The organism is Armatimonadota bacterium, from assembly GCA_017303935.1.
Lineage (GTDB): Bacteria > Armatimonadota > Fimbriimonadia > Fimbriimonadales > Fimbriimonadaceae > JAFLBD01.
The window spans coordinates 525,167-551,028 of the sequence record JAFLBD010000003.1; the positions used below are offsets into that span (position 1 = coordinate 525,167).

The 25,862-nt window shown below is 53.9% G+C and carries 28 protein-coding genes; 14 read left to right on the forward strand and 14 right to left on the reverse strand.

Annotation, left to right across the window (positions count from 1 at the left end; all coding sequences use genetic code 11):
* Window positions 1–68: 68 nt before the first annotated feature.
* The gene (fumC, locus tag J0L72_11635) at window positions 69–1,466 is read left to right on the forward strand and encodes a class II fumarate hydratase (protein MBN8691418.1); all 1,398 of its coding nucleotides are present in this window, start codon (window positions 69–71) and stop codon (window positions 1,464–1,466) included.
* A 307-nt stretch (window positions 1,467–1,773) separates the two neighbouring features.
* Window positions 1,774–3,318, forward strand: a complete 1,545-nt coding sequence (gene purF, locus J0L72_11640) for an amidophosphoribosyltransferase (GenBank protein MBN8691419.1) — start codon at window positions 1,774–1,776, stop codon at window positions 3,316–3,318.
* Here purF and J0L72_11645 read toward each other — a convergent pair.
* Window positions 3,315–3,800 (reverse strand): NUDIX domain-containing protein, encoded by a 486-nt coding sequence (locus J0L72_11645; GenBank protein ID MBN8691420.1) that lies wholly within the window; start codon window positions 3,798–3,800, stop codon window positions 3,315–3,317. The genes purF and J0L72_11645 overlap by 4 nt on opposite strands.
* Before the next feature lie 3 nt (window positions 3,801–3,803).
* The gene (gene lepB / locus J0L72_11650) at window positions 3,804–4,259 is read right to left on the reverse strand and encodes a signal peptidase I (GenBank protein MBN8691421.1); all 456 of its coding nucleotides are present in this window, start codon (window positions 4,257–4,259) and stop codon (window positions 3,804–3,806) included.
* Window positions 4,260–4,330: 71 nt separating this feature from the next.
* On the opposite strand from lepB, the gene J0L72_11655 reads away from it, so the two are divergent.
* Genes J0L72_11655 through J0L72_11665 form a run of 3 tightly spaced genes read left to right on the forward strand, consistent with a single transcriptional unit; the run spans window position 4,331 to window position 6,313 of the window.
* Window positions 4,331–4,849 (forward strand): DUF4446 family protein, encoded by a 519-nt coding sequence (locus J0L72_11655; GenBank protein ID MBN8691422.1) that lies wholly within the window; start codon window positions 4,331–4,333, stop codon window positions 4,847–4,849.
* Window positions 4,846–5,436: a sigma-70 family RNA polymerase sigma factor gene (locus tag J0L72_11660; GenBank protein MBN8691423.1), complete on the forward strand. Its 591-nt coding sequence runs from the start codon at window positions 4,846–4,848 to the stop codon at window positions 5,434–5,436. The genes J0L72_11655 and J0L72_11660 overlap by 4 nt, the downstream gene beginning before the upstream one ends.
* A 28-nt stretch (window positions 5,437–5,464) precedes the next feature.
* Entirely contained in the window at window positions 5,465–6,313 is an 849-nt protein-coding gene (locus J0L72_11665) for a hypothetical protein (GenBank protein MBN8691424.1), read from the forward strand.
* Here J0L72_11665 and J0L72_11670 read toward each other — a convergent pair.
* Complete coding sequence (locus J0L72_11670; GenBank protein MBN8691425.1) at window positions 6,297–7,175, reverse strand: hypothetical protein; 879 nt, start codon at window positions 7,173–7,175, stop codon at window positions 6,297–6,299. The two genes, J0L72_11665 and J0L72_11670, sit on opposite strands and share 17 nt — an antisense overlap.
* A 235-nt stretch (window positions 7,176–7,410) precedes the next feature.
* Between J0L72_11670 and J0L72_11675 the strand changes: the two genes are divergently transcribed.
* Together J0L72_11675 and J0L72_11680 are read left to right on the forward strand one after the other, a co-directional pair.
* Window positions 7,411–7,935 carry an RNA polymerase sigma factor gene (locus tag J0L72_11675; GenBank protein MBN8691426.1) on the forward strand — a complete coding sequence of 175 codons (525 nt, stop codon included), beginning with the start codon at window positions 7,411–7,413 and terminating at the stop codon, window positions 7,933–7,935.
* Between the two features lie 101 nt (window positions 7,936–8,036).
* Entirely contained in the window at window positions 8,037–8,372 is a 336-nt protein-coding gene (locus J0L72_11680) for a TMEM14 family protein (GenBank protein MBN8691427.1), read from the forward strand.
* Here J0L72_11680 and J0L72_11685 read toward each other — a convergent pair.
* Together J0L72_11685 and J0L72_11690 are read right to left on the reverse strand one after the other, a co-directional pair.
* Complete coding sequence (locus tag J0L72_11685; GenBank protein ID MBN8691428.1) at window positions 8,369–9,301, reverse strand: DMT family transporter; 933 nt, start codon at window positions 9,299–9,301, stop codon at window positions 8,369–8,371. The genes J0L72_11680 and J0L72_11685 overlap by 4 nt on opposite strands.
* Complete coding sequence (locus J0L72_11690) at window positions 9,298–9,951, reverse strand: hypothetical protein (protein ID MBN8691429.1); 654 nt, start codon at window positions 9,949–9,951, stop codon at window positions 9,298–9,300. Before J0L72_11690 ends, J0L72_11685 begins: the two co-directional genes overlap by 4 nt.
* A gap of 60 nt (window positions 9,952–10,011) precedes the next feature.
* Here J0L72_11690 and J0L72_11695 point away from each other — a divergent pair, with 60 nt between their 5' ends.
* Window positions 10,012–11,763 carry a family 10 glycosylhydrolase gene (locus J0L72_11695; protein ID MBN8691430.1) on the forward strand — a complete coding sequence of 584 codons (1,752 nt, stop codon included), beginning with the start codon at window positions 10,012–10,014 and terminating at the stop codon, window positions 11,761–11,763.
* Window positions 11,753–13,921 (forward strand): protein kinase, encoded by a 2,169-nt coding sequence (locus J0L72_11700; protein ID MBN8691431.1) that lies wholly within the window; start codon window positions 11,753–11,755, stop codon window positions 13,919–13,921. Before J0L72_11695 ends, J0L72_11700 begins: the two co-directional genes overlap by 11 nt.
* 34 nt (window positions 13,922–13,955) lie before the next feature.
* Here the strand turns inward: J0L72_11700 and J0L72_11705 are convergent, their stop codons facing one another.
* From J0L72_11705 to J0L72_11720, 4 genes are read right to left on the reverse strand one after another with little or no spacing between them, the layout of a single operon-like run.
* Entirely contained in the window at window positions 13,956–14,201 is a 246-nt protein-coding gene (locus J0L72_11705) for a YtxH domain-containing protein (protein ID MBN8691432.1), read from the reverse strand.
* Window positions 14,202–14,245: 44 nt separating this feature from the next.
* Window positions 14,246–14,626, reverse strand: coding sequence for a hypothetical protein (locus J0L72_11710; GenBank protein ID MBN8691433.1), 381 nt, complete (start codon window positions 14,624–14,626; stop codon window positions 14,246–14,248).
* Window positions 14,614–15,690, reverse strand: coding sequence for a tRNA 2-thiouridine(34) synthase MnmA (mnmA, locus tag J0L72_11715; protein ID MBN8691434.1), 1,077 nt, complete (start codon window positions 15,688–15,690; stop codon window positions 14,614–14,616). The genes J0L72_11710 and mnmA overlap by 13 nt, the downstream gene beginning before the upstream one ends.
* Window positions 15,690–16,814: a vitamin K epoxide reductase family protein gene (locus J0L72_11720; GenBank protein ID MBN8691435.1), complete on the reverse strand. Its 1,125-nt coding sequence runs from the start codon at window positions 16,812–16,814 to the stop codon at window positions 15,690–15,692. The genes mnmA and J0L72_11720 overlap by 1 nt, the downstream gene beginning before the upstream one ends.
* Before the next feature lie 97 nt (window positions 16,815–16,911).
* Here J0L72_11720 and J0L72_11725 point away from each other — a divergent pair, with 97 nt between their 5' ends.
* Together J0L72_11725 and miaB are read left to right on the forward strand one after the other, a co-directional pair.
* On the forward strand, window positions 16,912–17,787 hold the full coding sequence (locus tag J0L72_11725) for a hypothetical protein (GenBank protein ID MBN8691436.1): 876 nt from the start codon (window positions 16,912–16,914) through the stop codon (window positions 17,785–17,787).
* A gap of 154 nt (window positions 17,788–17,941) precedes the next feature.
* Window positions 17,942–19,231: a tRNA (N6-isopentenyl adenosine(37)-C2)-methylthiotransferase MiaB gene (gene miaB / locus J0L72_11730; GenBank protein ID MBN8691437.1), complete on the forward strand. Its 1,290-nt coding sequence runs from the start codon at window positions 17,942–17,944 to the stop codon at window positions 19,229–19,231.
* Here the strand turns inward: miaB and J0L72_11735 are convergent, their stop codons facing one another.
* Window positions 19,232–19,618, reverse strand: a complete 387-nt coding sequence (locus J0L72_11735; GenBank protein ID MBN8691438.1) for a hypothetical protein — start codon at window positions 19,616–19,618, stop codon at window positions 19,232–19,234.
* A 93-nt stretch (window positions 19,619–19,711) separates the two neighbouring features.
* On the opposite strand from J0L72_11735, the gene J0L72_11740 reads away from it, so the two are divergent.
* Window positions 19,712–20,245, forward strand: coding sequence for an inorganic diphosphatase (locus tag J0L72_11740; protein MBN8691439.1), 534 nt, complete (start codon window positions 19,712–19,714; stop codon window positions 20,243–20,245).
* Between the two features lie 12 nt (window positions 20,246–20,257).
* Here the strand turns inward: J0L72_11740 and J0L72_11745 are convergent, their stop codons facing one another.
* On the reverse strand, window positions 20,258–21,646 hold the full coding sequence (locus J0L72_11745; GenBank protein MBN8691440.1) for a Sapep family Mn(2+)-dependent dipeptidase: 1,389 nt from the start codon (window positions 21,644–21,646) through the stop codon (window positions 20,258–20,260).
* A gap of 428 nt (window positions 21,647–22,074) precedes the next feature.
* Here J0L72_11745 and J0L72_11750 point away from each other — a divergent pair, with 428 nt between their 5' ends.
* Both J0L72_11750 and J0L72_11755 read left to right on the forward strand, forming a co-directional pair.
* Window positions 22,075–22,341: a helix-turn-helix transcriptional regulator gene (locus J0L72_11750; protein MBN8691441.1), complete on the forward strand. Its 267-nt coding sequence runs from the start codon at window positions 22,075–22,077 to the stop codon at window positions 22,339–22,341.
* A 78-nt stretch (window positions 22,342–22,419) separates the two neighbouring features.
* Window positions 22,420–23,061, forward strand: a complete 642-nt coding sequence (locus J0L72_11755; GenBank protein ID MBN8691442.1) for a ComF family protein — start codon at window positions 22,420–22,422, stop codon at window positions 23,059–23,061.
* Here the strand turns inward: J0L72_11755 and raiA are convergent.
* Genes raiA through J0L72_11770 form a run of 3 tightly spaced genes read right to left on the reverse strand, consistent with a single transcriptional unit; the run spans window position 23,058 to window position 25,862 of the window.
* Window positions 23,058–23,600: a ribosome-associated translation inhibitor RaiA gene (raiA, locus tag J0L72_11760; GenBank protein MBN8691443.1), complete on the reverse strand. Its 543-nt coding sequence runs from the start codon at window positions 23,598–23,600 to the stop codon at window positions 23,058–23,060. The two genes, J0L72_11755 and raiA, sit on opposite strands and share 4 nt — an antisense overlap.
* 24 nt (window positions 23,601–23,624) lie before the next feature.
* Window positions 23,625–24,734: a 2-C-methyl-D-erythritol 2,4-cyclodiphosphate synthase gene (ispF, locus tag J0L72_11765; GenBank protein ID MBN8691444.1), complete on the reverse strand. Its 1,110-nt coding sequence runs from the start codon at window positions 24,732–24,734 to the stop codon at window positions 23,625–23,627.
* Window positions 24,735–24,749: 15 nt separating this feature from the next.
* Entirely contained in the window at window positions 24,750–25,862 is a 1,113-nt protein-coding gene (locus J0L72_11770) for a TRAM domain-containing protein (GenBank protein MBN8691445.1), read from the reverse strand.

Here is a 25,862-nt window from a genome sequence, read left to right on the forward strand (position 1 = left end):
GTATTTTATCGAATACCGTTCCCGATAGGCACAAAGTCTGAACGATCGTTCTGAGTACCATAGTAAATATGAGTTTTCGCATCGAATCAGATTCCATGGGAGAGATTCAAGTTCACGAGTCTCGACTGTGGGGAGCACAGACCCAACGCTCGATCCAGAACTTCCCGATCGGACGCGACCGATTTGTTTGGGGTCGCACCATGATCCGGTCTTTGGGGATTCTCAAAAAGTCCGCTGCTCTTGCAAATCGCGACCTGGGCCAGTTGCCAAGCGATATCGCCGATCTGATCGTTCGTGCCTCCGACGAAGTCATTGCGGGCACCCTTGACGAACACTTCCCGCTCGTCGTTTGGCAAACCGGTTCCGGCACCCAGAGCAACATGAACTCGAACGAAGTCATCAGCAACCGCGCCATCCAGCTTGCCGGTGGAGTGGTAGGATCAAAATCCCCTGTCCACCCGAACGACCATGTGAATCGGGGGCAATCGTCCAACGACACCTTCCCGACCGCGATGCACATCGCCGCCGTGCTCGATGTTTATGAAAAGCTCATTCCAAACGTCACGATCCTCCGAGACACGCTTCACGCCAAGTCCGAACAGTTCGCCGACCTCTGCAAAGTAGGAAGGACGCACTTGCAAGATGCCACCCCAATCACTCTGGGGCAGGAGATTGGCGGATGGGTCGCCCAAATTGATTTCTGCTTGAACGAGGTCAAGCACGCTACCGCAGGTTTGCTCGAACTAGCCATCGGCGGCACTGCAGTCGGAACCGGGTTAAACGCTCACCCAGAATTTGGCGACCTCGCCGCGCGGTACATCAGCATGGAATCAGGTCACGCGTTTGTTTCCGCCAAGAACAAGTTTGCGGCGCTTTCTGCTCACGACGCATTGGCTCAAACCTCTGCTGCACTTCGCACTCTCGCCGGAGCGCTGATGAAGATGGCCAACGACGTTCGGTGGCTCGCGAGTGGTCCGCGCAACGGCATCGGCGAAATCACTATCCCAGAAAACGAACCCGGAAGTAGCATCATGCCGGGCAAGGTGAACCCCACCCAGTGCGAAGCGCTCACGATGGTTTGCGTCCAGGTCTACGGCAACGACGCTGCCGTCGCCTTCGCCGCAAGCCAAGGGAATTTCCAGCTCAACGTCTACAAGCCGGTGATGGTCCACAACGTCCTCGAATCCATCGCGCTGCTCTCCGACGCATGCCTCTCGTTCAACGACCAGTGCGCGGTCGGCATCGAACCCAACCTCGCGAAGATCAAAGAAAACTTGGACAAGAACCTCATGCAGGTCACGGCGCTCAACCGCCACATCGGCTACGACAAGGCCGCCGCGATCGCCAAGAAGGCTCACAAAGAAGGGCTTAACTTGAAGGAAGCCGCCCTTGCTCTCGGCTACCTCACCGAAGAGGAGTTCAATGCATGGGTCATCCCGATGGACATGACTCACCCAAGCGCGTAGAAGGGCAAGATTCTGCGCCGCCCGGAGAGAACCTCGGGCACGTAAACGGAAGGCAATTAGGTTGGTGTGCAGCCTTTGCCTTCCTGTATCCGTGGCTGTCTTTCGCATTAGGTTTCATCAACGATTCGCTGGCAGTATCAGCTGCGGTCGTTCTTCCATTCGTGATCGCGCTCTATTCTGCTGCGGCTTTTCGCAAGTGGCCACATCGAGTTGCCGCGTTCTTACTTTCCATTGCCATCTGCTGGTTCCTTTCCGAGCAACTCCTGTTGTTATTAGCGAAATCGCGTTAGTAACCGCTTAGATTTCGATGATCGGATTACATCCAAAATCAACCGCCCAATTCACCAAGATTCCAGACCGCCGCGAGTGCCATACTTGGGGCGTGTCGCCAGAAGAGTTTGATCGGCCTAAGGAAGAGTGTGGCGTTTTCGGGATCTATGCTCCCTCTGAAGAAGCCGCACGATTGACCTTCTTTGGACTCTTTGCCCTCCAACACCGCGGGCAAGAGTCGGCGGGAATCGCCGTGAGCGATGGCCACCTGGTGAGGATGCACAAGGACATGGGCTTGGTCAGCCTGGTGTTCAACGAGGAGATTCTCAAGACGCTACCCGGCCATATCGCGATCGGGCACAACCGCTACAGCACCACCGGAGCCAGCGTTCTTCGAAACGCGCAGCCGATTTTTTGCCAAAGCATGGTCGGCGAAATCGCGGTCGCGCACAACGGCAATTTGATCAACACCCGCGAACTGCGAACCGAGATGGAAGCTTGGGGCGAGCATTTCGACAGTACAGGCGATAGCGAAGTCATGGCGCGCTTGTTGGTGCACTACATCCACCTTGGCCCCGAACAAGCCGTTATCGAAACCCTGAAGAAGATTCGTGGAGCGTTCAGCGTGACCGTTCTGCTGATGGATAAATTGATCGGATTCCGCGATCCAAACGGCGTGCGGCCCTTGGTGATCGGCAAGGTCGCCGACGGCTATGTGCTTGCCAGCGAGACTTGCGCCTTCGGTCCTATCGGTGGCACGGTTATCCGTGAACTCGAACCCGGCGAAGGTGTGGTGATCGACAAGGACGGCCCACGGTTCTTCCGCGCCGCCGAATCTCCCGCAGCCACGATGTGCCTGTTTGAGTTCATCTACTTCGCCCGACCCGATAGCCGAATGTACGACACTTCGCTCTACAAGGCGCGCGAAAGGATGGGCGAGGCTCTGGCCCGAGAGCATCCGGTTGACGTGGATGTCGTGGTTCCGGTCCCCGATTCTGGGATTCCTGCCGCGCTGGGTTATAGCCGCCAATCCGGGATTCCGTTTGGAGAAGGAATGACCAAGAGTCGCTACATCCACCGGACGTTTATCCAGCCGGACCAGCGGATTCGAGAGCTCGGCGTTCGGATGAAACTCACTCCGCTCGAAGACAATATTCGGGGCAAGCGGGTGGTTCTCGTTGATGATTCGATCGTCCGTGGGACGACCACCAAGCAGATCGTAAAGTTGCTACGGGACGCCGGCGCGACGGAAGTTCACGTTCGGATTACCGCGCCACCGATCAAATTTCCTTGCTTCTACGGCATCGACATGGCCTCGCGTGGCGAATTGATCGCGTCGCACAACACTGAGGCTCAGATTTGCGAAACGATCGGTGCGGACTCGCTTGGCTACCTCTCGATCGAGGGCGCGACGACCGCAGTCAGCCAGAGCGGAGAGGGTTTTTGTTTGGCCTGCTTCACCGGGAACTATCCGATCCCAGTTCCAGAAAATGTCAGCAAAATGGCGTTCGAAATGCCTCCAGACGTCGGGACTTTGGCGACAGTGGGAACGGGTCAGACGCCGCTCTTTGAAGAGAACTAAGCCGATTGAGCGCGCATTCGCTCGATCACTTCGCGCGAATAGCCCAACACTTCTTCGACCAGCGGGGACCAGTTGTAATAAATTGCGTGGACTTTGGTTGGGCAAATCAGCTGTCGGCCAAGCGATTCTTGCGGACACGTGATTTCACCTAGCGCTTCGACTTCAGCGACAAACACATCCGCCCAGCGCACTTCTCTGCGCTCGCTCACGCGGTAACAACCGAGATATTGTAGGTCGCGCAGCTTCGCGCCAGCCTCTTCGACCGCCTCACGACGAGCGGCTTCGATAGGTTCTTCAAAAGGTTCGACTCGCCCGCTCGGAATGCACCACCCACGGTCTTCGATGTTGCAAAGCAGCACTTGATCGTCCAGCCAGCAGAACACGAGGGATGCAAAGGCTCTTAGCGGCGCCCGATAAGGCGCCGGATAAAAGACCAACTGCTGTCGTCCGTGTTTTCCGACTGGAAACTTTCGCGTTGCCATAGGTTACAACCACCGCTTGAGTACAATTTTACCGAGAATTCTTTCACTTTCTACGGGGCCAAATCGCCGGGAGTCTTCACTCACATCGCGATTGTCACCAAGAACATAGACCATGCCCTGTGGCACGGTGTAGTCTCCTTCCGCGAGCGAGTAGTCCTGTGGAATGTTCAACCAATCCACTTTCTCCCCGCCTAACTTGTATACCCTCTTAATGTAATATTCACCGGGCTCTTCTCCGCCAATCACAACCACATCACCCGCGTGAATCTTGCCTACCAGCCAGTAGGCGTTGCTGGCAAGGAGTCGATTGCCGTTCAAAAAAGTCGGCTCCATTGACTCCCCTTGCACTTGAATTGTCTTAAAGTTTAGGTTGAAAAAGTATACAAATCCGAGCAGGAGCAGGAGACTCGAAGTCCCCAGCGTGATCAGACTTTTCTTGTTGGTGTTTTCCTTTTCCAAACTTTTGACTCCCTGAGCTTGCTATACTGTGAATCACTTCGAACTTACCGAAGTTCAACCTGATTAGTTGTATGGACGTCCTGACAAAGAACATTGGTCCACAGATTCCCCAACTGGTTCTATTCTTATTGTTGGCTGTGCTCGCGCTTTCCTGTATCGTCGCGGTGCAAGCTGCTCAGTTTAAGAAACTAAAGAAACAGTGGGGTGGATTGATGAAAGATTCGCGAGGCGGCTCACTCGAAGCCTTGCTCACCGAACACTTAGGGGATCGCAAGTCCGTCGCAGCTGCTCTTGACGCGCTCGATAAGCGTGCGACAAATCTCGAACGAAAGGTCGCCGGAGCGCTTCGATATGTTGGGTTGGTGCGATTTGATGCTTTTGATGATGTCGGTGCTTCCCAAAGCTTCGCCCTCGCGTTCTTTGACGAGAACGGAGACGGCGCGGTGATCACATGCCTGTACGGTCGAAATGATTGTCGAACCTACGGCAAAATCTTGGAAGGAGGTAGATCAGACCGCAGTCTGACCGCCGAAGAGCAAAAAGCAATTGATGCCGCAGCTCGTGGCGGAAAAGCTGTGCTGAGCGTATGAGCGGCGCACAATCCGATATGGTTCTAGTCGAACGCTCGCGTGCGGGCGATCGACAGGCTTTCAACGACCTCATTTATCGGCACGAGAAGCGGGCATACCAATACGCATTTCGACTGACGAGCAACCCCGAGGAAGCATCAGACATCGTCGCCGATGCGTTCGTCCGGGTTTACAATGCTCTCGGCAATTTCAAAGGCAACAGCGCTTTCACGACTTGGCTCTACCGAATTATCACGAACTGCTACCTCGACGCCAGAAAGAAAGACAAGTCCAAGTACAACGTAAGCCTGGACAGCACGGTGGCTACTGGCGAAGGCGAAGTCGAGCGTCAGATTGAAGACGATGGCCCCGGCCCAGCCGAAGAAGCCGAGCGGAATGCCCGCGAATCTGCCATGCAACGCGCGCTCAACAAGATTCCCGAGTATCAAAAGTCGATGCTCATCATGTATCACGTCGAGAACCTGACTTATGAAGAGATCGCTGATTCCCTGGACTTGCCGATCGGCACCGTCAAGAGTCGTCTCAACCGCGCCCGGCTAAGTCTCAGAGAATTACTTGCCAAAGAGTCGGAACTCTTCTCGCTATAGTCCAGTCCAAATTTCTGGAGATCAGCCTATGAAGTCAGATAAAGCCCGAGAATTCTTCTCTTCTTATTACGAAGGGTCGCTGGATTCGAGTTTGCGAACGCAATTCGAGTCGTTAATGCAGAACGATCCTACATTGCGCGAGGAGTATGCCGATTTTGCGGCGTCTCTCGATTCTCTCGGCGCGTTATCAAAAGTTGACATCGAAGTGCCTAGCGATCTCCACGAGCGCATTTCGGCAAGGCTTGATCGGCACATTTATGAGCAGAATCAAGCTAAGCCGAAGGGTTTTGCCGCATTCAAAAAGCTCTGGATGATCGGCGGGCTCGTCACCGGCGCGGCGGCAGCAACTTTGATGTTGATGAACAACAACGCCGCAACCTCGTCTTCCGAAGCAAATGTGATTTCGATCCCGACCGCGACTCAAAAGGTCAGCCATCTGGACATCGAATCGGTCGCCGGTGAGACACGGTTACTCTTCAATGCGACCGCGAATGAGGTCATCACTGTCACCAGGCTCGCCGATGGCACAGAGCTGGACACCTTCCGAATGGCAAAGGGCGACAAGCTCTCGTCGAAGCTCTCAAATTCGGGAAAAGGACCGCTCACACTAAACGTGCAACGACAGAATGTCCAAGAGTCCTTCATTGTGGTTCTGCCTGGAAGCGAAGCCAAGTCGCAACTTGACGGAGAAGGCAATTTGGTCGAGCTCGCCGAGGCAATGGCTGGAAGCTATCAAAAGACGGTCGTGCTCTACTCCAAAGCACAAGATAGTTTGTTGCGCTGGACGCTCAGCGAGCAGGCTGTCACTCAGCCCAAGCTCTCGACCCCTGGCATCATCATCGAAACCAAGGGCGACTTGATCAAAATCCGAAACTGACCAGATGTTCGGGCGCCTTGCCCGACGATGCCCAAAGCTGACGAACTTCGTTCGTCAGCTTTTTTAATTCGCCTTCGCACTGTTCTTGGCTGGCAACAACTACCCCAAGGTCAATTCTGAGGTCATCCTTGAGCCCGATTTTGTTGACCTCTTCAGAGAAAAAACGGTCCGTCCCCGATTCCAGCAGTTTGAAAACTGCCTTGCTTTGAGCCTCAGGGGTTTGCTTATTGTCCAAAACCAAGTTCATCTGCCGCAAATACGTGCTGCGCAGAAGCCGCTGCTGATCCGCCTCGTTGCCACAGATTTCAAGTGCAAGATAAAACTGTGGGGTCTCCTGTACTGGCAGTGTACGGAGTTGCTGAATGCTCTTGAGCTGAACACGGCAAGCGGAGTTGAAGCTCGCTGTATCCGCCGACTTCATCACCTCTGCAATCAAGATCGACTTCACCAGCGCCTCAGCTCGGACCTGGTCCGTGGTCGATGGGTTCTTTTCGGAAGCGATGCGCCGCAAGTGATAAATCACCAAGTCACGCGCGGCCAAGATCTGTTCCTTTGCACCGTCTCTCGATCCGTCTCCCGGCACCATCTGTGGGACATCTACCAATTGCTTTGTCCGTCGAAGCCGAATCCAGTGGTCCGCCACAGCAAAGACCTTCTCTTGAGACAAGTTTCGATGAGCGCGAAGCATCAGGGCGTCGCGGACAGGTTCGCGATACGCCGTGATTCGGTCGTTCCACTCCACCCCATATTCCGCAATCTCATATTGGGTCGAATTGATGCGGCTGGCACCAGCCAGACACAAGATCGACCCCAGCATCACCGTCCCCAAAAGTGGTTGATGCGAAAATCCCCACGCTCGCATAACGTGAATCTTCGGTTGACCTCGCGGGAATCTAAACCCGCACTGTTGCTAGTGCTTTCGCCCCATCGCAGATCAACATTCTGAAACAAGACTTCAATAATCTCAACATGTTCGAAAGATATCTTTATATGATTCAAAAGTCCTATTTCATATTTTGGACATTTGGATTCATGTATTCTGATATCGGAGCTATTGAATGAAAACTCTCCAGACATTAGATTGGGAATCGCATTTAGTGAACCGCGCACAAGCAGGGGAGCGCGTTGCTTTTGAATTGTTGGCAGACACTTACCGGGGGCAGCTGTTAGCAGTGGCGTATCGCCAACTGCACAACACGGACGATGCCAACGACGCGGTGCAAGAAGCGCTATACAAGGCGTTCCGAGCCATCCACGCGTTCACACCTGGGCGACCGCTATTGCCTTGGCTCTCGCGAATCTGCTCAAACTGCTGCATCGATATTCTTCGATCGCGCAAGGCTGAGACTGATTCGATCGACAAGTACGAATTCGCGCTGGACGATGGCAACGACTATGCGGACGACGTTGAGCAATCGATCCAAGGAAGCGTGGTGATGGCATCCGTGAATCGACTGCCGCGCCACTATCGCGAGATCTTTATGATGCGGCACTTCCGCCATATGGAAGTCGGCGAGATCGCAGCAGCGGTCAACCGACCTGAAGGAACGATCAAGAGCTGGCTGTTCCGATCCCGGAAGTTGCTTCGAAAGGAACTCGAACCGATGTTCGGCGCAGCATAAGCCAATCGTGACCAAGAGCGCGCCCATCCTGATTGGCAGGGTGGGCGCGATTCTTTGTGACAGCAAGCCAGAAATTTTTTGCCGGGTACCATCAAGGAGTCATGCGATGGCCCCACATTCTCGTTTACGGTTACGGCATTTTTCTGATCGCTACTGGAATCGAAGCCGCCTCAAAAAGCTCCATTTCGCTTATTGCGGGTGGAATTTCTGGCTTGCTGGTGCTCGCGTGCGGTTACATCATTCCGAAGCAACCGCGATTCGGCTACATCGGAGCATCCGTAATCGCGCTGTTGATCGCCGGACGTTTCATCCCCGACGCCATCAGTAAAGGCAAAATCTGGCCAAGCGCTGTGATCGGAGGAATTTCGATTTTAGTGTTTTTGGCTCTAGGCGCAGCTCACATGATGTCGAAGTCAAAGTCCGCGTCGGAGAACTAAGCCGAAACTGAGTCGGGCACAGGCGATTCTTTTGCTTCAGTTGCTGCTAGGCAAAGCGCGGTGAGAATCAGCACCGTTCCGACCGCGGTCGCAGCGGTGATCTGCTCGCCTCTAACCCACCAGCCCAGGAATGCGCCAAACGGTGCCTGCAATCCGAGCGAAACCACCATCAAGCTAACCGGTGCTTTTTCCGCCAAACGGTACCAAACCCCGAAGCAAAACAGCCCAGCGATGAGCACCAAATAGGCCATCGCCCCAATTGCTGAAGGGGTCACCTGCGCCACTGAGAGCTGCATCCTCTCGGGGATGATGAACGGCATCAACGCAAAGCTGATACTGGCTCCGATGAGCTCATATGCAAGCGCTCCAGGGCCGCTACTGGCCTTGATCACCTTGATCGCGAGGATCATTGCCAGAGTCTCCAGAAGCGTCCCCAGCAAGTAAATCATGTTCCCTGCAGTGTGACCCTGCACCAGGTTTGGCGCAGAAAATCCGACCGCCACAAAATATGATCCCAATGTCCCAATGCCGATGGCGAGCCATCGTCGTGGGCCAACGACTTCCCGCAAGATCAAAAAGGCAAGCAGTGCCGTCCAGATCGGCCCGGTGGTGTTAAGCACCGTCGACTCGCCGGTCGAGGTCATCGGAAGCGCCGAATAGTACAGCCCATGAGCCGGCGCGATCAAAAAGAACCCGATCCCAATCGCGCGCCAGCGATCTATTCCCTGGGGCAACCGAATCTGCATCATCTCGCGGATGTTGCCGCTCGCCATCGAGAGCCAGATCACCAAACAGAAAATCGACCACCTCGCCAAGGCGATCATTCCTGTAGAAAACGATTGCTGAGCGGTGATCACCGCGAGATTCACCGGAGCCCATGCAACATTAAGGCCAGCGAGAATTAGAAACAGTCGAGCGTTCTTGCTCAAATCGGAATCCGCCTTAGATTCTCAGCCTCCGAAATTGGGAAGAGCCCTCCGCCAAACCAAGATTCACCGATCTTTTCTACTCGGGTCACTCGCCCATCGCCAACTCGGAGTTCGGTGTCACTCTCGATCGCGGCCCAGATTCGATTGACTTTGCCCCGAGCGTGAATCCGGTGAACAACTTCTTGCCCCAAATAACAGCCCTTCGTGAAGCTGACATGCGCCTTTACGAATCCTTCGCCCAATTCCTGCGGGAAGGTCTTGGCATCAATATCACTGCCGAGTTCTGGCCAGCCTCTCTCTAAGCGGTTGCCAACCTTGAAGTCCCCCAAAACCTCGAAACCTCGACCGGTCCAGACTGGGTACGGCCCCGGTGGGATCGGTTTCATTTCGACATCTTCCATGATCACGTAGGTTTCTAAACGCTGTCCCAAGATAGCGATTGACTGTGGATCTGCGACGACCACGACTCCTTCAGGTGTCTCACTCAAAGTTCCGAGTCCCACAATCTGCCCTGTCGCGCTGGTCAGGCAGAACGCGATCGGAGAATCCGGCGACAGAAGCCGAACGTCCTGCGTGATTTGGCCTTGGAGCCAATCCCGCACATCATTTCCGGTCAAAATCGCGCATTCTAGATTCACGTCGAAGTTCATTGTACTTTTTGCTCAATCCGTCAGCCAGCACAGCACCGATTCAGACACAATCAGAAGGTGATGCTTACCGCGCTCCTAGGACACGCCGTCCTCACTTCTACGGTAAACCGGTTCGATCTGGCAGCCCCATTACCGAGTATTGCGCCAGTCCGAATTGATAAGATTGGCAGCGGAGTCGGGGTTGCGCAACAGTACGCGAGAGCGCACGGCCTCCAAGCGAGGATTTTGTGGGTGGACGCCACCGCAAACATGAACGCGTACAACAGCGCGGAGAAGATCGCGGCTCTCGTCAAAGGCGCAAAGCAAATGGGATTCAACACGATATCCCTTGATGTGAAGCCTATCGTCGGCTATACGATCTACCCTGGTCCGATCACCGAGCAACTCACGTCTTGGCGAGGCCAAACCATCCCTGCCGGATTCGACCCGGTACCAATTTTTGCGGAGGAGTGCCACAAAAATGGACTCCAACTCCTTTGCTGCTTCAACGCGTTTTCTGAGGGGCATCGCATGGCGAAGGAACAAGAAGGCAAGCCCGACTCACCGTTTGCAAATGGCAAACCTGGCCCTGGCTATGCCCATCCCGATCAACAATCGGTCCAAGTTAAGTTCTCTCCTTCGGTCACGATCGGAGGCACCTCGTTTGCACTTGAATCGAGCGTGAACCCGACCCAAGTAGACGCGAACAAGGGCGCAATCTACGCGAAAGCTCCAACAGCGAAAGGGGAATTCGTGCTGATCGGACCGGATCGCCGAGTTCGGGCTTATTCCGGAGTTGCACCTAGCACGGGCGAGGTCGTCCTGCGACTACCTAGTTCCAAATCGTCTGGCGCCCTGCTTGGTCAGCTAGCAAAGATTGGATCAGTGGCCAGCTTCACAGTATCAAGCGAAAACCAAAATCAGATTCCTCTGATGATGAATCCGAATCATCCGGCCGTCGCGGCTAGGATGGCCGAGGTTATCCGAGATTTCGTCAAACGATACGACGTAGACGGCGTTCTATTCGACGACAGACTCCGATACACCGGAATGGATGGCGACTTTTCACGCCTCACCCAGCTCCAGTTCGAGTCGGAAATCGGTCAAAAGGTCAATTGGCCCAAGGACATTTACGAGACGACTTACGATTGGAATCTCAAATCTGGAATCCGTCCGGGCAAATACTGGGATGCTTGGTGGGAATTCCGGGCCAAGAAGATCAAGAATTGGATGAGTTCTATTCGCAACATCATCAAACAAGAAAGATCACGCACCAAATTGGGGATATATGCAGGTTCTTGGTACGGCGAATACGATAACTACGGAGCAAACTACGGTTCGACCGACAACATCCTCGGATTTAGCCAGATGACGGCTGGTTTTCGTCAAGCAGGCTTTGCAAATTTGCTCGACATGTTCATTGGAGGGTGTTATTACCGCGTCCCGACGATTTTTGATGCCATGGTCGCCGGCGCCCCGAAAGGTCAAACCATCGAAGCTGGTGCGCAGATGATCAATCGAGCCGTGAACGATGAAACTTGGGCGATCGCTGGAATCTCGCTCTCTTCATTCGCACAAAACCCGGAGGAAGTCCGCGCGGCCCTGCAGGCTTCGGTGGCGTGCAGTCAGGGCGTCATGGTGTTCGACTACTCGCATGAGATCGAGAAATTTGTGCCTCATCTCACCCGCGCATTCTCTCGCCAGGCCGCCGCTCCCTATGCTGATCCAAAGCACCTCACGGAAGTGAGAAAGTTGAAAAACAAGCGAATCCAACTCGGTTACAAGTATCCACCTGCGTTCATTCAGGAGGGCGCGCCCGGGATTGGCCACTAGCCCGAGTCCGCTACCGGAAGGCACAGTTCTCTCGGATCGCTACCATCTTCGGCGATTACTGGGGCAGGGCGGATTTGGCATCACTTATGAAGCGCACGACACCACGCTAGATCGGCTCGTGGTGATCAAGGAACTCGCCCCGTTTGGTACAAGCCGCGACGAGTTTGGAACGCTCAGCTTTCATGAATTGAGCCCTGCCGCCGTCCATCGACTGCGAGCGCAGTTTCAGCAAGAAGGCGCAATCCTAGCACGGCTGAAGATTCAGGGCATCATCCGCTGTTACGAGAGCTTCCAGCAGTTTGGAACCGCTTTTTTGGTGCTGAGCTATGTTCCGGATGCGTTGACGCTCGAGAAAATCTGTCTGCGCGATGGCCCGATGGATGAGCAGGCAATGCTCGGAATCCTCGACTCACTGCTCCAAATTCTCGGCGATCTGCACCGCGAAGGAGTGCTGCACCGAGACATCAAGCCTTCGAACATCCTGATCGACTCTGCCGGGAACGCGTATCTGATTGATCTGGGATCGGCCCGGCAATGGCATAGCGATCTCACCCAGAAGCACACTGTCGAATTCACTCCTGGGTATGCCCCGATCGAACAGCTGAGCGACTTTGCCAGACGTGGCCCGGGCACCGACCTTTATTCCCTGGCGGCATCGGCCTATCACGCCCTGACTGGCACACCACCGATCACCGCCAACGACCGCGCTGCTGGAATCACTCTGGAGTCCATTGGTGCGCTGCGACCCGACCTGAAACCGGCAACGATCCAAGCCATTGACCAGGCTCTCGCGTTCAAGATTGAAGATCGCCCTCGCAACGCCTTCGCGATGGCCGAACTTCTCTTCCCTTCTCAACGCGAAGAAGCCCCATCAGAAAGTTGGGAGAAGCTCGATCAAATTCTCGCAGAATCTAGCGCGCTCAAACCTGATCGGTTCGAATGCCCGAGCTGTTCCGGCCCGCTCGTGCAGCCCCGCCCGCAACGATTTGGCACCTGCATCGTATGCCGCGAAGGCAGGATTCAACCTCGAGCAATCGAAAACTCAGCCTGCCCTATCTGCCGCGCCGGGTTCTTGAGGCCGATTCGGAATATCGCTCCGCTCGCTTTCTGCCCAAAGTGCCGAATCTCACGGCTTAGAAAACAGGGGGTCAGTTTGCCCTGGCAGACCAAAAAATATGCCTGCGAGGCCTGTCAGGAACAGTATTCGGAGAAGAATGAAGTGGTGACCGAGCTTTCATCAGGAAAGTCATACAGCTGGAACAAATGGCGTGATAGCTCGGGGCGACAACCCATGGTCCATCAATGCGACACATGCAAAGCCCAATTTGATGACGAACCCGATGGAAGACGGCTGCTCGTTTTTCCGGTCCCCAAACCCGACACTTGGCAGCGGCTGTATCCCGAAGAATGGGGGCGAGTGGCACTCGGCCTGGAGCCCGGAGTTGGTAACGCGACTTGCGAGCACTGCTTTGCGGAGTACTTCCAAGATAAAGATCACTTGACACTTTTGGATGCCGATCAGGATCCGTACGACGTGCTCACCGAGATGCAGGGCCGGCTTTTGACCACAGATCAGGCGCGGTGGATTGCCGCTGGAAAATGGAGCGGCAACGAGGGCTTTGCGTGCGATCGGTGCCACACAGAGTTCGATTCAGTTCAAGAAGGAGAACGACTCTTTTCGACTTCCAACGAATCTCTCGAACCCTACATGGGCCAAGTCGAATTTTTGAGCGATTGGCATCGCCTCTCGCGTGGGCTTCCCCGAGAATCTGAGCTGGACGATTTCGAACAGCAGTTCATCGACAAACTCCACGAGGCATTTTGCGCGGGAGAACTGGTCGAGAATCAGTTTTGGAATGGGCGAGCGAGGGCTGAATCCAAGGAAGCAAAGTTGGTCGCAGACCAAAATGGGATTCACTTTGGGGCTTGGCTGAGGAAGGAGCATTGGCCCTGGAGCGAGCTGTTGCAAGTTCGGGCGATCTCGGAATCGGAAGTTATACTTGAATGGTCCGATGCCACCGAGCATTTGAATTTGGACCCAATGGAGATCAGCCTCCAACTCGAGTCTGGTCGACGGACACTAACTTTCACCGCAATTCAGTTTGCGGGCCGCTGTCAGACCGAGATCGAAAAAACACACCAGGTGGACGAGCAATAGCTCGTCCACCTGATCTCAATTCAAAACGATTGAATTACGCGCCGACTTCTTCGACATCGACGTTGGCTGCTGCCAACGAATTCCGCTTTGACTTCTGCTCGCTAACCCATTCCTGAGTCTTGCCTTTCACTTCCTTCAGCTTATCGCCGACTTCAGCACGAAGTTCCTTGCCTTCTTTAGGAGCGTACATCAAACCGGCGGCGGCACCCACCAAGACGCCCAGTCCGAAACCGGCCAACAAATAAATCAAAGAATTTCCATTTTGGTTGTTATCACTCATATTTTTGTCCTCCGCTATTTTTTCAAGCGCTTGCAATTCATTATTTACTTCACTTTCTTCGATTCCGTTGCATTTCCTGCCCCGATTGCCTTAGATTTTGAAGAATTTGGAGACTGCTTTCGCTTCTTTAAGTATGCCGCAAACAGTTGAATTCCAACCGCAGCCAACTTCTGCCAATTCGCATTTCCAGGCAAAGACAACAGGTTTTGCATCAAATCACCTTGATGAGCTGGCTTCTTGTGCAATTGCGCTAGTTGTGCGTGATGATCTTCGAGCGTCTTTTCCAAGACCTCGATGTTCTTGTTCATCTCGTCCACCGATTTCGATAAGGATCGGAGCGATTCCAAGACCTTTGTAATCTGATACAGAGCCGCGCCAGACACGGCCAAAGCGATGATTCCAATGACAAGGGCTAGCGTTTGCATATGGTTCCTCCAGCGATGACGGTGGCGCCCTTATAGGCGACCGCGATTTGCCCCGGGGTCACCGCACGGACAGCCTGCTTAAACACGAGCTTTGGTTTTTCGCCTGGCACAAGCATTCCGGGTTGTGGGGTCATGTTGTAGCGTATCTTTGCGGTGATTCGCAGCGGTTCATCCACGGGTTGCGAATAGAAAACGTCTTCGAGCGGTACTTCCGTTTCAAGTAGTTCATCTTCTTCGCCGATGATGACGCGATTTTCTTTCGGTTCGAGTTTAAGCACAAACATCGGTCGACCGGTGGCTACTCCGATTCCGCGGCGCTGTCCAACCGTGAATCCCGCAACACCGGCATGCTCTCCCAACTTCTTTCCGGAAGAATCCACGATTTCTCCGCCTTCGAACATCTCCGGACGGGACTTCTTTAGGAATTCAGTGTATCCGCCCGCTTCTGCCACAAAGCAGATTTCCTGGCTATCAGGCTTATGCGCGACCGGCAGATTGTAGTCCGCCGCAATCTGACGTGTCGTTGCTTTCTCCGAGATCTCACCGAGCGGGAACAAGGTCTTGGCAAGCCGTTCTTGGTCCAGCATATAGAGCACGTAGCTCTGGTCTTTGCCACCACAACTGCGAAGCAATCGGTAACGATCCGTGGTTGCAGAATATCGAATTCGGGCGTAGTGACCGGTCGCAAGATGCGTGCAGCCTAGTTCCTGCATCGTTTCGTACATCGACTCGAACTTCACTTTCTTATTGCACTGCACGCATGGATTCGGCGTGCGACCAGCCGCGTACTCGTCGATGAAATTCTCGATCACCGTCTGCTTAAATCGATCCTTGTAGTTCAGAACGTAGTGCGGGATATCCAGCATTCGAGCAACTCGGCGAGCGTCTTCCACCGCGCCAAGAGAACAGCACCCCGCGTGGCGTGGATCCTTCTGCGATTCTTGCCAAATCTGCAACGTGACGCCGACTACATCGTAGCCTTTCTTTTTCAGGATCGCCGCGACGACGCTCGAATCTACTCCGCCAGACATGGCGACTAGGACCGTGCCAGTTTTCTTTGGCATCAGCGCCGAGCCTCGTCCGGGAAGTACTTGTCGTAAGGAGGTGTTGTGGCCAAGTTATTGATTTGCTCGTAGTCGAACGCGACAGGATCCTTTTTGTTCAGGTACACGATAAAGGAAGGCGTCGTGTTAATCCCTGCATCAGCCAGGACCTTCATGCCTTGGTCTAAGCCGACGAACATCTTCTGGTCGGTGTCTTGATAGATCTTTTTCCATTCCGAACCTTTGACTCCGACACGGTCAAGCACCTTCGAGATTCCGTCGATGCTTGTGGCCACCGAGCCTCCGGTACCAAACATGATCTTCACAAACTCAAAGTACTTTCCTTTCTCTCGCGCATATTCCGCGGCAAGCGCCGCAGGAAGACTTAGCTCATGGCCCTCTAACCGGTAGAGCGGCAGCGAGCGAAATCCGATGTTCACATTCCCTTTGCCGAGCCGTTCGAAATCGTAGATGAAGGTGCCGACCTGCCGGCAGGATGGGCAATAAAAATCTCCCACTTCTACGATCGTGATCGGCGCATTTGGATTCCCGTGAAGGTAGCTCGGATCAGGGATGATATCTTCGTATCGCAATGCGGGCACAGGCTGAGAGCCTGGCTTGCCCGTCTTGGTGGTCACCACAGCGTAGGCGATTCCGATCGATGCGATTAACGCGAATGGAGCCATGAACGACTCAGCGCCGCTATCTCCAGGCTCTGGCTGCGGTTGCTTAGAAAGTAGCAGGGTGACGATAAAGGTCAACGTCATCGTGACGGCCGATCCGAAACACCACGAACAACTTCGGTGGAGAACCTGAGTGAGTTGGTAAACCAGGCCAGCGCTGATGGCAGTGCCAATGCCGCTAAAGATCAGCCCGAACTTTACTAGGAACCCATATTTAGAATGATTGAACGCCCGGAGCACTGCTACCGTGAACAGCACAAGGTATGCAGCGAGCCCGAGAAAGGCGATCGGGAATAGCCCGAAAACGAGGGCTTCTTGCTTACCGATCAGCCACTCGCATCCACCTTCACCGCCGCACGGGACGATCTTGAACTGAGAGTGCGAATAGCTCAGCACCGAGGCAATGCAGATTCCTACGCCGCCCAGCAAGATCAATAATCGGTTGAGGTTCGTCGCTAGCACTGCGAAATTATACGTCTTGGAACCCTCGCAAATTCCAGTTCACGGGTACCAGAACTCGATTCAGGTAACGTACTCTCGAAAAGGATCGTTACATCTTATGATGCGCCTAAGAACTTCCATTGCAGCATTTGCCCTAATCTCGGCAATCAGCCACGCTCAAACTCCGGTCAGCTTCAAGCGAACCTACACCGAAGGCATGAAGGATACGTACTTGATGAGTTCGGACATGAACATGCGGATGGCATTCATGGGCGAGGAATCCAGTTCGAACATCAAATCGACCGCGGATGCGATTTTCACCTACTCCAAGGTTCAAGCCGATGGCACGGCAACCCTAGATTTTCTTTTCACCAACGGCAAGTCGGTCACCGTCAGCGATCCTGCCGATGAGGAAGATGGCGAGGAGAAGGACGACGACATCAAAGGCACCGCCAAGATTGACCCGTTTGGAACTCAAACAGAAGTCAAAGAAGAAAAGAAACCCTCTGAAGAAGACGAAGAGGGCGACCCCGTCGTCAGCGCGCTGGATTCGCTGACCTCTGGCACCGGAGGCACCTCGTTCTTGCCCACCAAACCGGTCGTTCCAGGCGATACATGGACGATTCCACTCGAACCGGACCCCAAGGATCGACTGTTCGAAAAAGACTCCGTAGCCACAGGAAAGTTCATCGGTGAGAAGGAGTACAAAGGCCAACTGGTTTGGGTAGTTGAAGCCACGATGTCACCCAAATTCGAACTCAACGAGAAAGATCTACGCGAGCAGGGTGCGACCCCACCTTCCGGGGATATGGAAGAAGTTGACATCACCATGGAAGGCACTTTGGTCAGCAAGGTCGTCTACTTCGTCCGCAAATCCGACAAGAAGGTCTTGCTCCAAACCAGCGACATGAAACTGGACTGCACGATGAACTTCGTTGGTCTCGAAATGAAGTTGGAAATGTCAGGCAAATTTAATCTGGAATCCAAAGACTAGCTTCGAAAATTGCCACTCATCTAGGTTCAGCGGGTACCCTTTTTAGATTCGCTGAACCATGTCTGACCTTCTTATTTCTCCCTCAAGTCTGCAAAATTCTCCTCGGACAGAATCCGTCCGAGGCACTTATTTTGTGCAGACTTGGGGGTGCCAAATGAACGAAGAAGACTCGGAGCAGATTCAAGCCTCTCTAGAGCAAATCGGTTTCACGCCCGCCGATAGTCCTCGGCACGCTCACGTGATCATCCTCAATACTTGCAGTGTCCGGCGAAAGCCCGAAGACAAAGCATTCAGCTTTCTGGGGCAGCTTGGAGTTCAAAAGCGCAATCGCCCCGACATGATCATTGGAGTAGCGGGTTGCATGGCTCAAATTCGCGCCAAAGAGATTCGCCAGAAGGCACCACACGTGGACTTCGTGATCGGCACAGCGCAGCTGGCACAGATTCCCGGATTGGTCGAAGAAGCACTCCAGCGACGCAAATTCCAGGCTCGCCTTGCACTTCCCGAACGGCGCGGCGCAGTCGTAACAGATATCCCAGTCCGAGCGGTGCGCAGCGCTGCAAAGCTCAAGGCGTTCATCCCGATCCAGTACGGTTGCGACAAATTCTGTACGTACTGCATCGTGCCGACGACTCGCGGCCGGGAGCGAAGCCGCCCCGCCGAAGAGATCGTTGAAGAAGCGACCAAACTCGCGGCATTGGGCACTCGCGAAGTGACTCTACTCGGCCAGACCGTCAACAGCTATGGCAAAAACCTCGCCGAAGGTCGTGTATCGTTCGCCAAGCTCCTTTGGATGCTAAACGACGTTCCCAATCTCAAGCGAGTGCGGTACGTCTCGCCCTATCCACGCGACTTCAAAACCGATCTCATCCAGACAATCAAGGACTGCCCGGTGGTCATGGAGCACGTTCACATGCCACTTCAATCTGGCAGCAATGAAGTCTTGCGCAAGATGAAGCGCGTGTATACGGTGGCTGAATTTGAAGCGATCCTGACCGAGTTGCGAAAGACCATGCCTCAGGTGAAAATCACCACCGACATGATCGTGGGATTCCCTGGCGAAACGGATGAGTTGTTCGAGGAAACGATGGAAGTGATGCGCCGAATCAGGTTTTCCGGCGCATACATGTTTGCGTATTCTCCTCGCCCTGGCACTTCCGCGGCAGGCCTCGATCAAGTTCCAGAATCTGTCAAACGGGATCGCCTCAACGCGCTCATCGACCTGCAAACCAAGATCACTGTCGAAGAGAATGAGCGAGCGGTTGGCGATGTCCTCGAGGTCTTGGTTGAAGGTCCATCGCAGAAAAACCCCGGATTACTCCAAGGTTATTCACGCGAATATCAAATGGTCCACTTTTCGGGCAAGGACGAATTGCGGGGTGAGATTGTCCATGTCAGGGCTACTGCCGCGCACAAGTGGGGCATTTCGGGCGAACTAATCTGATTAGCGGTGGGTATCCCATTCCGCAGAGATTTTCGGCACTGGTTGGTAACGATTCGCGAGCTTCTTTGGCGAACTCATCACGACTCCAGATCGCTTGATCGGCAGGAGGCTGAGGACAAACCATCCCACAATTCCGAACAATCCGATGATGGACCATGCCCAGTGGTATCCCTTTGACAGCGTGAACTGGATCGTCGAATAGATGTAAACCAGCAGCGAGAACCCTGAAATGGCGGTACCAAGTTGGACCAATTCTGAGAGCTCATTGAGTTGACCATAGCCATACGCGCCTGCGCCAATCACACCGAGCAACATCGAGGCAATAGATGTCCAGATGGCGGTTTGGAAGCAGAGTTGTTGTGCGTTTGATCGGGCTGATTGTTGCATGGTCAATTCCTGAATTCTTTCATCAGCAAGTCGTGGGCCAAAGCGCGATGTCGCTGAATCTATCCGTCAGAATCCGGTACCCTTCAGGGCACTATGCCCATCGAGGTTGCGATCGGAAAAAACTGTCCTGAAGAGATCAATACGCTCATCGAGATTCCTCGTGGGAGTACGAACAAGTACGAATGGGACAAGGAATCAGGCTATTTCAAGCTCGACCGAGTGCTTTATTCGCCTTTGTTCTATCCATTCGATTACGGCTTCATTCCGCAGACGCACTATCTTGATGGTGACCCGCTCGACGTTTTGGTGATGGTTTCGCACCCCACCTTCCCCGGGTGCATCGTTGAAGCACGTCCGATCGGCGTGTTGGAAATGAAGGACGACAAAGGCCCGGACGAGAAGATTCTCTGCGTGGCAGCTCGCGATCCGAGATTTGGGCATCGAACCCACTTCAACCAAATCAGCCCGCACACGCTGAAAGAGATCATGCACTTCTTCCAAGTCTACAAAGACCTAGAAGAGAAGTTCGTGGATGTGGTGGGTTGGCACGGCCCAGAGCTCGCCAAGAAGCTCATCAGCGATTATCGAACCGATATCGCTGAAGGCTCCACTTACGGCAATTGGTGATCTCTCGCCGGATCAGGCTTGAGTCAATTTGTATAGGATTCGCGCATAAATCTTTGACATCTTGAAGATGTGCTCGATCTTGCATCGCTCATCGGTCTGGTGTGCTTCGCCATCTCCGTCCCAACCTGTTCCGATAGCGACAGTATTCGGCACTGCGCGGGCATAGGTGCCGCCGCCCATCACGCCTGGGGTTTTCTTCAAGCCAGTTTCAGCTTCATAAGCATCGACAACGGTCTTGACGAGCGGATGTTCCAGAGGGAAATACAGTGGCTTGCTATCGGTGAACGAATAGACCGAGGCCGTGATTTCGAGTCCGGCGAGGTGCTTCTCGCACATTGCCCGCACGTTTTCTCCCTTCCAGGTCACCGGGTAGCGTACCGAGTAAGTGAATCGAAGCGAGTCGGCGGTTGTTTCTGCCACGCCCAAATTCGCGGTCAGGTCAGTCAAATCATCCGACCCATGGATTCCCAGGCCATCGCCGGCAACATGTGCCATCTCAAATAGTTGTTCGAACTGAGTTTTTTGATCAGCAGGCGCGATTTCCATCCAGAACCGTAACACTCGGGTGGCTGCATTGTCGCCGCCGAACGGCCATGCGCCATGAGCCGCCTTTCCTTTCGCATCCACGGTCAGAATATTGCCGTTCCATGCGTACGTGAGGTTTGCATCCCAATTCTTAGCGAGTTTCTCCTCAATCTCAGGCCGAGCCGCATCCAACACAACGAGTTCGCCAACAGCGTGGTCAATGACGATGTTGGAACGCTGGCCACCAGTCAAGCTCTTGATGGTGATTCCGCCAGTGATGAATTTCACATCGGTTACCAATCCGGCGATCCCCTTTTCGGCATGAATCAATGGCCAACCCGCATCTGGAGCGATGCCATAGGTCGGTGCCTCTTCGGTCTTGGTGTACCGGTGAATGCACTCGAATCCGGATTCTTCATCGCAACCAAACACCGTTCGAATGCGGGCACCTGGATCGCCGACAACTTCCTTGATCGCACGAGCAGCGTAAAAAGCAGCGATGGTCGGTCCCTTGTCGTCGATCGCGCCACGGGCATACACATACCCATTGTCGATTGTCGCGCTGAACGGATCGTACTTCCAGCCCGGGCCAACCGGAACCACATCAAGGTGACCGAAGATTCCGATCATCTTCTCACCAGATCCGTACTCTGCGTAACCGCAGAACCCTTCGAGATCGGTGACCTCCATTCCCCACTTCTTACCAAGCCCTAAAGCCATGTCGAGCGCTTCTCGATTGGCTTGACCAAACGGAGCATTCGGTGCCGCTTCGGATTCGACGCTTGGAATCTGAAGCAGCTTTTGGTAGTTCTCGAGAAGTTCAGCTTGATGTTCGTCAAGCCATTTTTGGATCGCCTTGATGGTTTGCTCTGGCATGCCTACCAGGATACTTTGAACTTATCCCGAGTTTCCGGCGAAATCCTCGTATCTTTGATATTGTCAGCCTGCTCACTATGATGGAACCGAATCCTTTGCGGGCGTCCTAGGGTCATCAACGCCGCCGCAATGGCCCAGGCGCCCGTTTTATTTTTGTCGGTCAATCCGACCAAAGTCCTAGTAAAATCACCAGCATACGAATTCACAGGCGATATTCTCTTGTACAAACAAATATCTGGAACTTCGATGAACAAGTTGACTACCAACCGTAGTAAGGATTGCGGTTGAATGAGCCATCGATTTGCGGCAGATATTGCGATTATTTTGCAAAAAGTCGAAAATCGATATCAAGAATTTGATCAGGACGTGGAATTGACTTCTCGGCGGCAACACTTATAAACAAAAAGTAAGGGGTTGGAAGAATGGCTATGCCTAGCACAGCACGAACAGAAATGGGACCACGAGGTGTAAGACTTACACCGACGGAGGTCAAGGTTTTGAGCTTAATCGCTCAGGGCCACAGTAGTAAAGAAGCAGCGGACAAGCTTGTTGTCTCGAAGCGCACGGTGGATTTCCACTTGGCGAACATTTATGACAAGCTCCAGGTGAATAACCGGGTACAAGCCCTGCGAATGGCAACCAGATTGGGATTGATTCCATTTGATCCTGTGTTTGGTGGCGGAAGCGAAGCCTAAGCGGTCAATATCAGCTTTGTCATGAGCCCTCTCGTTTATCGGGAAACGAGGGGGCTCTCGCTTTTTTCAGGGTAACTTTTGTCCGACGTGGGGCTCTTAGACTTCATCTATCCTCCAAGGTGCGCGCTCTGCGGCCAGCCAGAATCCGAGGCGATCTGTCACTCCTGCTGGAAGGAAATGGAGCCTAGCCAGAACCCAGTGAGTCTCTTCAGCACGGCTGATCAGATCCAGCGTGTGCTCTGCGTTTACTCTTACTCCGGACGAGCCTCTCAGGCGGTGTGCCGTCTCAAATACTCGAGGTCCACCGGCCTAGGCCCACCGATGGCTCGGCGACTGTTTGAGTTCTATAGCGCACAAGGGCTGGCGATGCCACACATCGTTCTCCCCGTTCCGATCCACTGGCGACGGCTCTGCATGCGCGGGTTCAACCAAGCCGCGATACTCGCGACCAAATTTCCACAGTTCGAAGACCACAATCCCCTGCTTCGCGTTCGGTACACCCGCCCCCAAGTCGGCCTAGATCCAGATCAAAGGCGCATCAATATGCTGGGAGCCTTCCGCGCTGGCGAAGAGGTCAAGGGCAAGGTCGTTTTGCTGGTCGACGATGTCTACACGACGGGATCGACCGCCGAAGCATGCGCCATCGCATTGCGCGAGGCTGGTGCAAGCCACATCAGTGTACTGACCTTTGCGGGCTATGGCGGCGTCAACGACCCTTAGATTTCGGGTTCGATCAGCCCGTATCCGCCCTCGTTGCGCTTATACAGAACCTCAACTTTCCTGGTGTCCTGGTTTTTGAAAACGAAGAACGAATGGCCCAACATCTCCATTTCTAGCGCGGCATCTTCCACCGTTTGGGGTTTCAGAGAAAACCGTTTGCGCTCACGAATTCGAATCGGGGCATCGTCTTCTTCGTGATGCTCCGTGGGTTCATCAAACCCTTTCGGCACCTCCATTTTCTGGTGTCGATAGCTGTCGACAATTCGCTTTTTGATCCTCCTGAGACGATTTTCGAGCTTTTCGCCCACTAAGTCGATCGCGGCGTGAACCGTACTGTGGGTCTCTTCCCCACGAATCGTTTTGCCATCAGCGAAGATCGTGACCTCGATCAGGTGAGTCGGTGATTTGCTGTATTTGAGTTCACGATGAACCACTTCGACCCGAGTTGCTTTGTTGAAATATCGATCAAGTCTTGAGAGCTTCTTTGCGGCGTAATCGCGGTCGGTTTGCTCAAGGTTTCCATCTGCGTTTCGGATCATGACTTCCATCATTTTCGTGGTTCCTCATTCAATTCGTACGACCGTCGCGGTGGCCATTGTTGCAATCCCTTCGCTTCTTCCGATCGCACCTAATTTCTCGTTCGTCGTCGCCTTTAAGTTCACCTGCTGAGGATCCAGATTTAGTTCATTCGCAATGGATGCTCGAATCTCGCTGCTGCGCGGCATCACCTTGGGCAGTTCCGAGACCACCGTGATGTCGATGTTGCTGATCGTCCAGTTATTATCAGCGAGCCGCTTTCCGGCCTCGCGCAAGAAGATCATCGAAGAGGCATTCTTCCATGTTGGATCCGTGTTCGGAAACAGTTGGCCGATATCTCCCATGCCGACCGCACCAAGCAAGGCGTCAACCACCGCATGCAGTAGCACGTCCGCATCCGAGTGCCCGTCCAGCGCTGGAGCGTCCTCAAAGCACACGCCACCAAGCCACAATTTTCGATCCGGATCTGTCGAAAATGGATGGATATCATAGCCAAACCCGGTTCGAATCACGGTTCTAGCTCCAAGCTGAAATTGCGCCAATGCATAGTCTTCTTCGGTAGTGATTTTGAGGTTCGATTTATCGCCAGGAATCAGGTGAATAACGATGCCGTTCGCTTCTAATACACCCATATCGTCGGTCGCAGAATCCGGCGCATTGCGATAAGATTCAACCAATAACTTATACTTAGCGCATTGCGGTGTCTGGACAGCCACCAGAGAATCTCGATCAACATGCCGTCCATCGCTCGACTTCAATGAGTCGGCGATTGGCAAGGAAGGGCATGCGGTGCCGTGCACTTTAGCTTCGGCGATGCACCGGGAAATCAGGTCAGCACTCACCAAAGGCCGGGCCCCGTCGTGGACGAGGATCAAATCATCTGGTTCAGCCTGGAGTGCGGCCAGGCCCCGTTGGACGCTTTCAATTCGTGAACTTCCGCCCAGCACCGCGCCCGGTACTTCGGTCATCAAACCTTGATGGGCGACGATCAACACGGTACCGACTTCGGGGTGGTTCGCGAAGGCATCGAATGAACGCTTCCAGACTGGAACCCCCGCCAGCGAGAGCAGCAACTTGTCCTGGCCAAAACGCTGGGACGATCCGGCGCAAAGAATGAGGGCGTGGACTCGCGGCATGAAATCTATCGTAGCTTATCGGCGAGGCTTCGCGATTTCTTCGGGGACGTCAGAATCTGGTGGCAATTCGGCGAAAATCATCTTGCCGCGCTCGCTCTGGTGAACCTGATTCACCACGACGATCGCGTCTTGACCAATCGCACGCTTCCCACCGTCAACGACAACCATCGTCCCGTCTTCAAGGTAGCCGACACCTTGCCCAATTTGCGATCCTTCGCGCTGGACATGGACCTCCATCGACTCACCAGGCAGAACGACGAATCGAACGGAAACGGCCAAATCGTTAATGTTCAAAACACGAACATCTTGTAGTTCGGCTACTCGGTTGAGGTTGTGGTCATTGGTGACGAGGTCCGCCCCCAACGCGCGCGCCAGCCTCACCAGTCGGCCATCGACGCCATCGCTACCCTCAGGTGCTAGCCGATCATGTGACCCCACTTCCAAGGTGAACTGGGACTGCAGTTGTTTGAGAACATCAAGCCCTCTTCTTCCCCGCTGTCGCCGCAGCGGGTCAGCGTTGTCGGCGATGTACTGAAGCTCGTGAAGAACGAACTTCGGAACGTACATCTGTCCGTCCAAAAATCCAGTTCGGACGATGTCGTAAATCCGCCCATCGATGATCACATTCGTGTCAAAAATTTTGATGTTCGAACGTCGGCCCCGCCCAAAGTTTCTAGACCAAGGCAGAACCTCTTCCATCGACTTGAGCGCAAATACCGCCACTGCGCTGATGAGCACCATCAGCCCTAGGCTCATGATCACCCCATTGATGATGCCCTGCGAATTGAAGAGCACCATAAACGGCACGGTGATGATCACGCCGACGCAGCAGCCAATGAAGATGTTGGCCTTTTCGCCGCCGTGCATGTCGTCCCAGCGACCGACCAACTTCGAAATAAAACGGAATGCCAGGCTCCCGAGCAGTGATCCAACGAAACCACCGATGACAGCCATTGCCGATCGGGTGAATGGGTTTAGCGCTGCATCGTTCGGGTTTTCGATTTTCAGCTTGCCAGCTGCGGCGAGATTGCCGTAAACGTAGGCGAGTCCCTGCGCGCCCGGCTCATAAAACAGAGCCACGCCAAGGCAAGCGCCCAAAACGATCAACCCAATTTGCAGTGTCCTCAA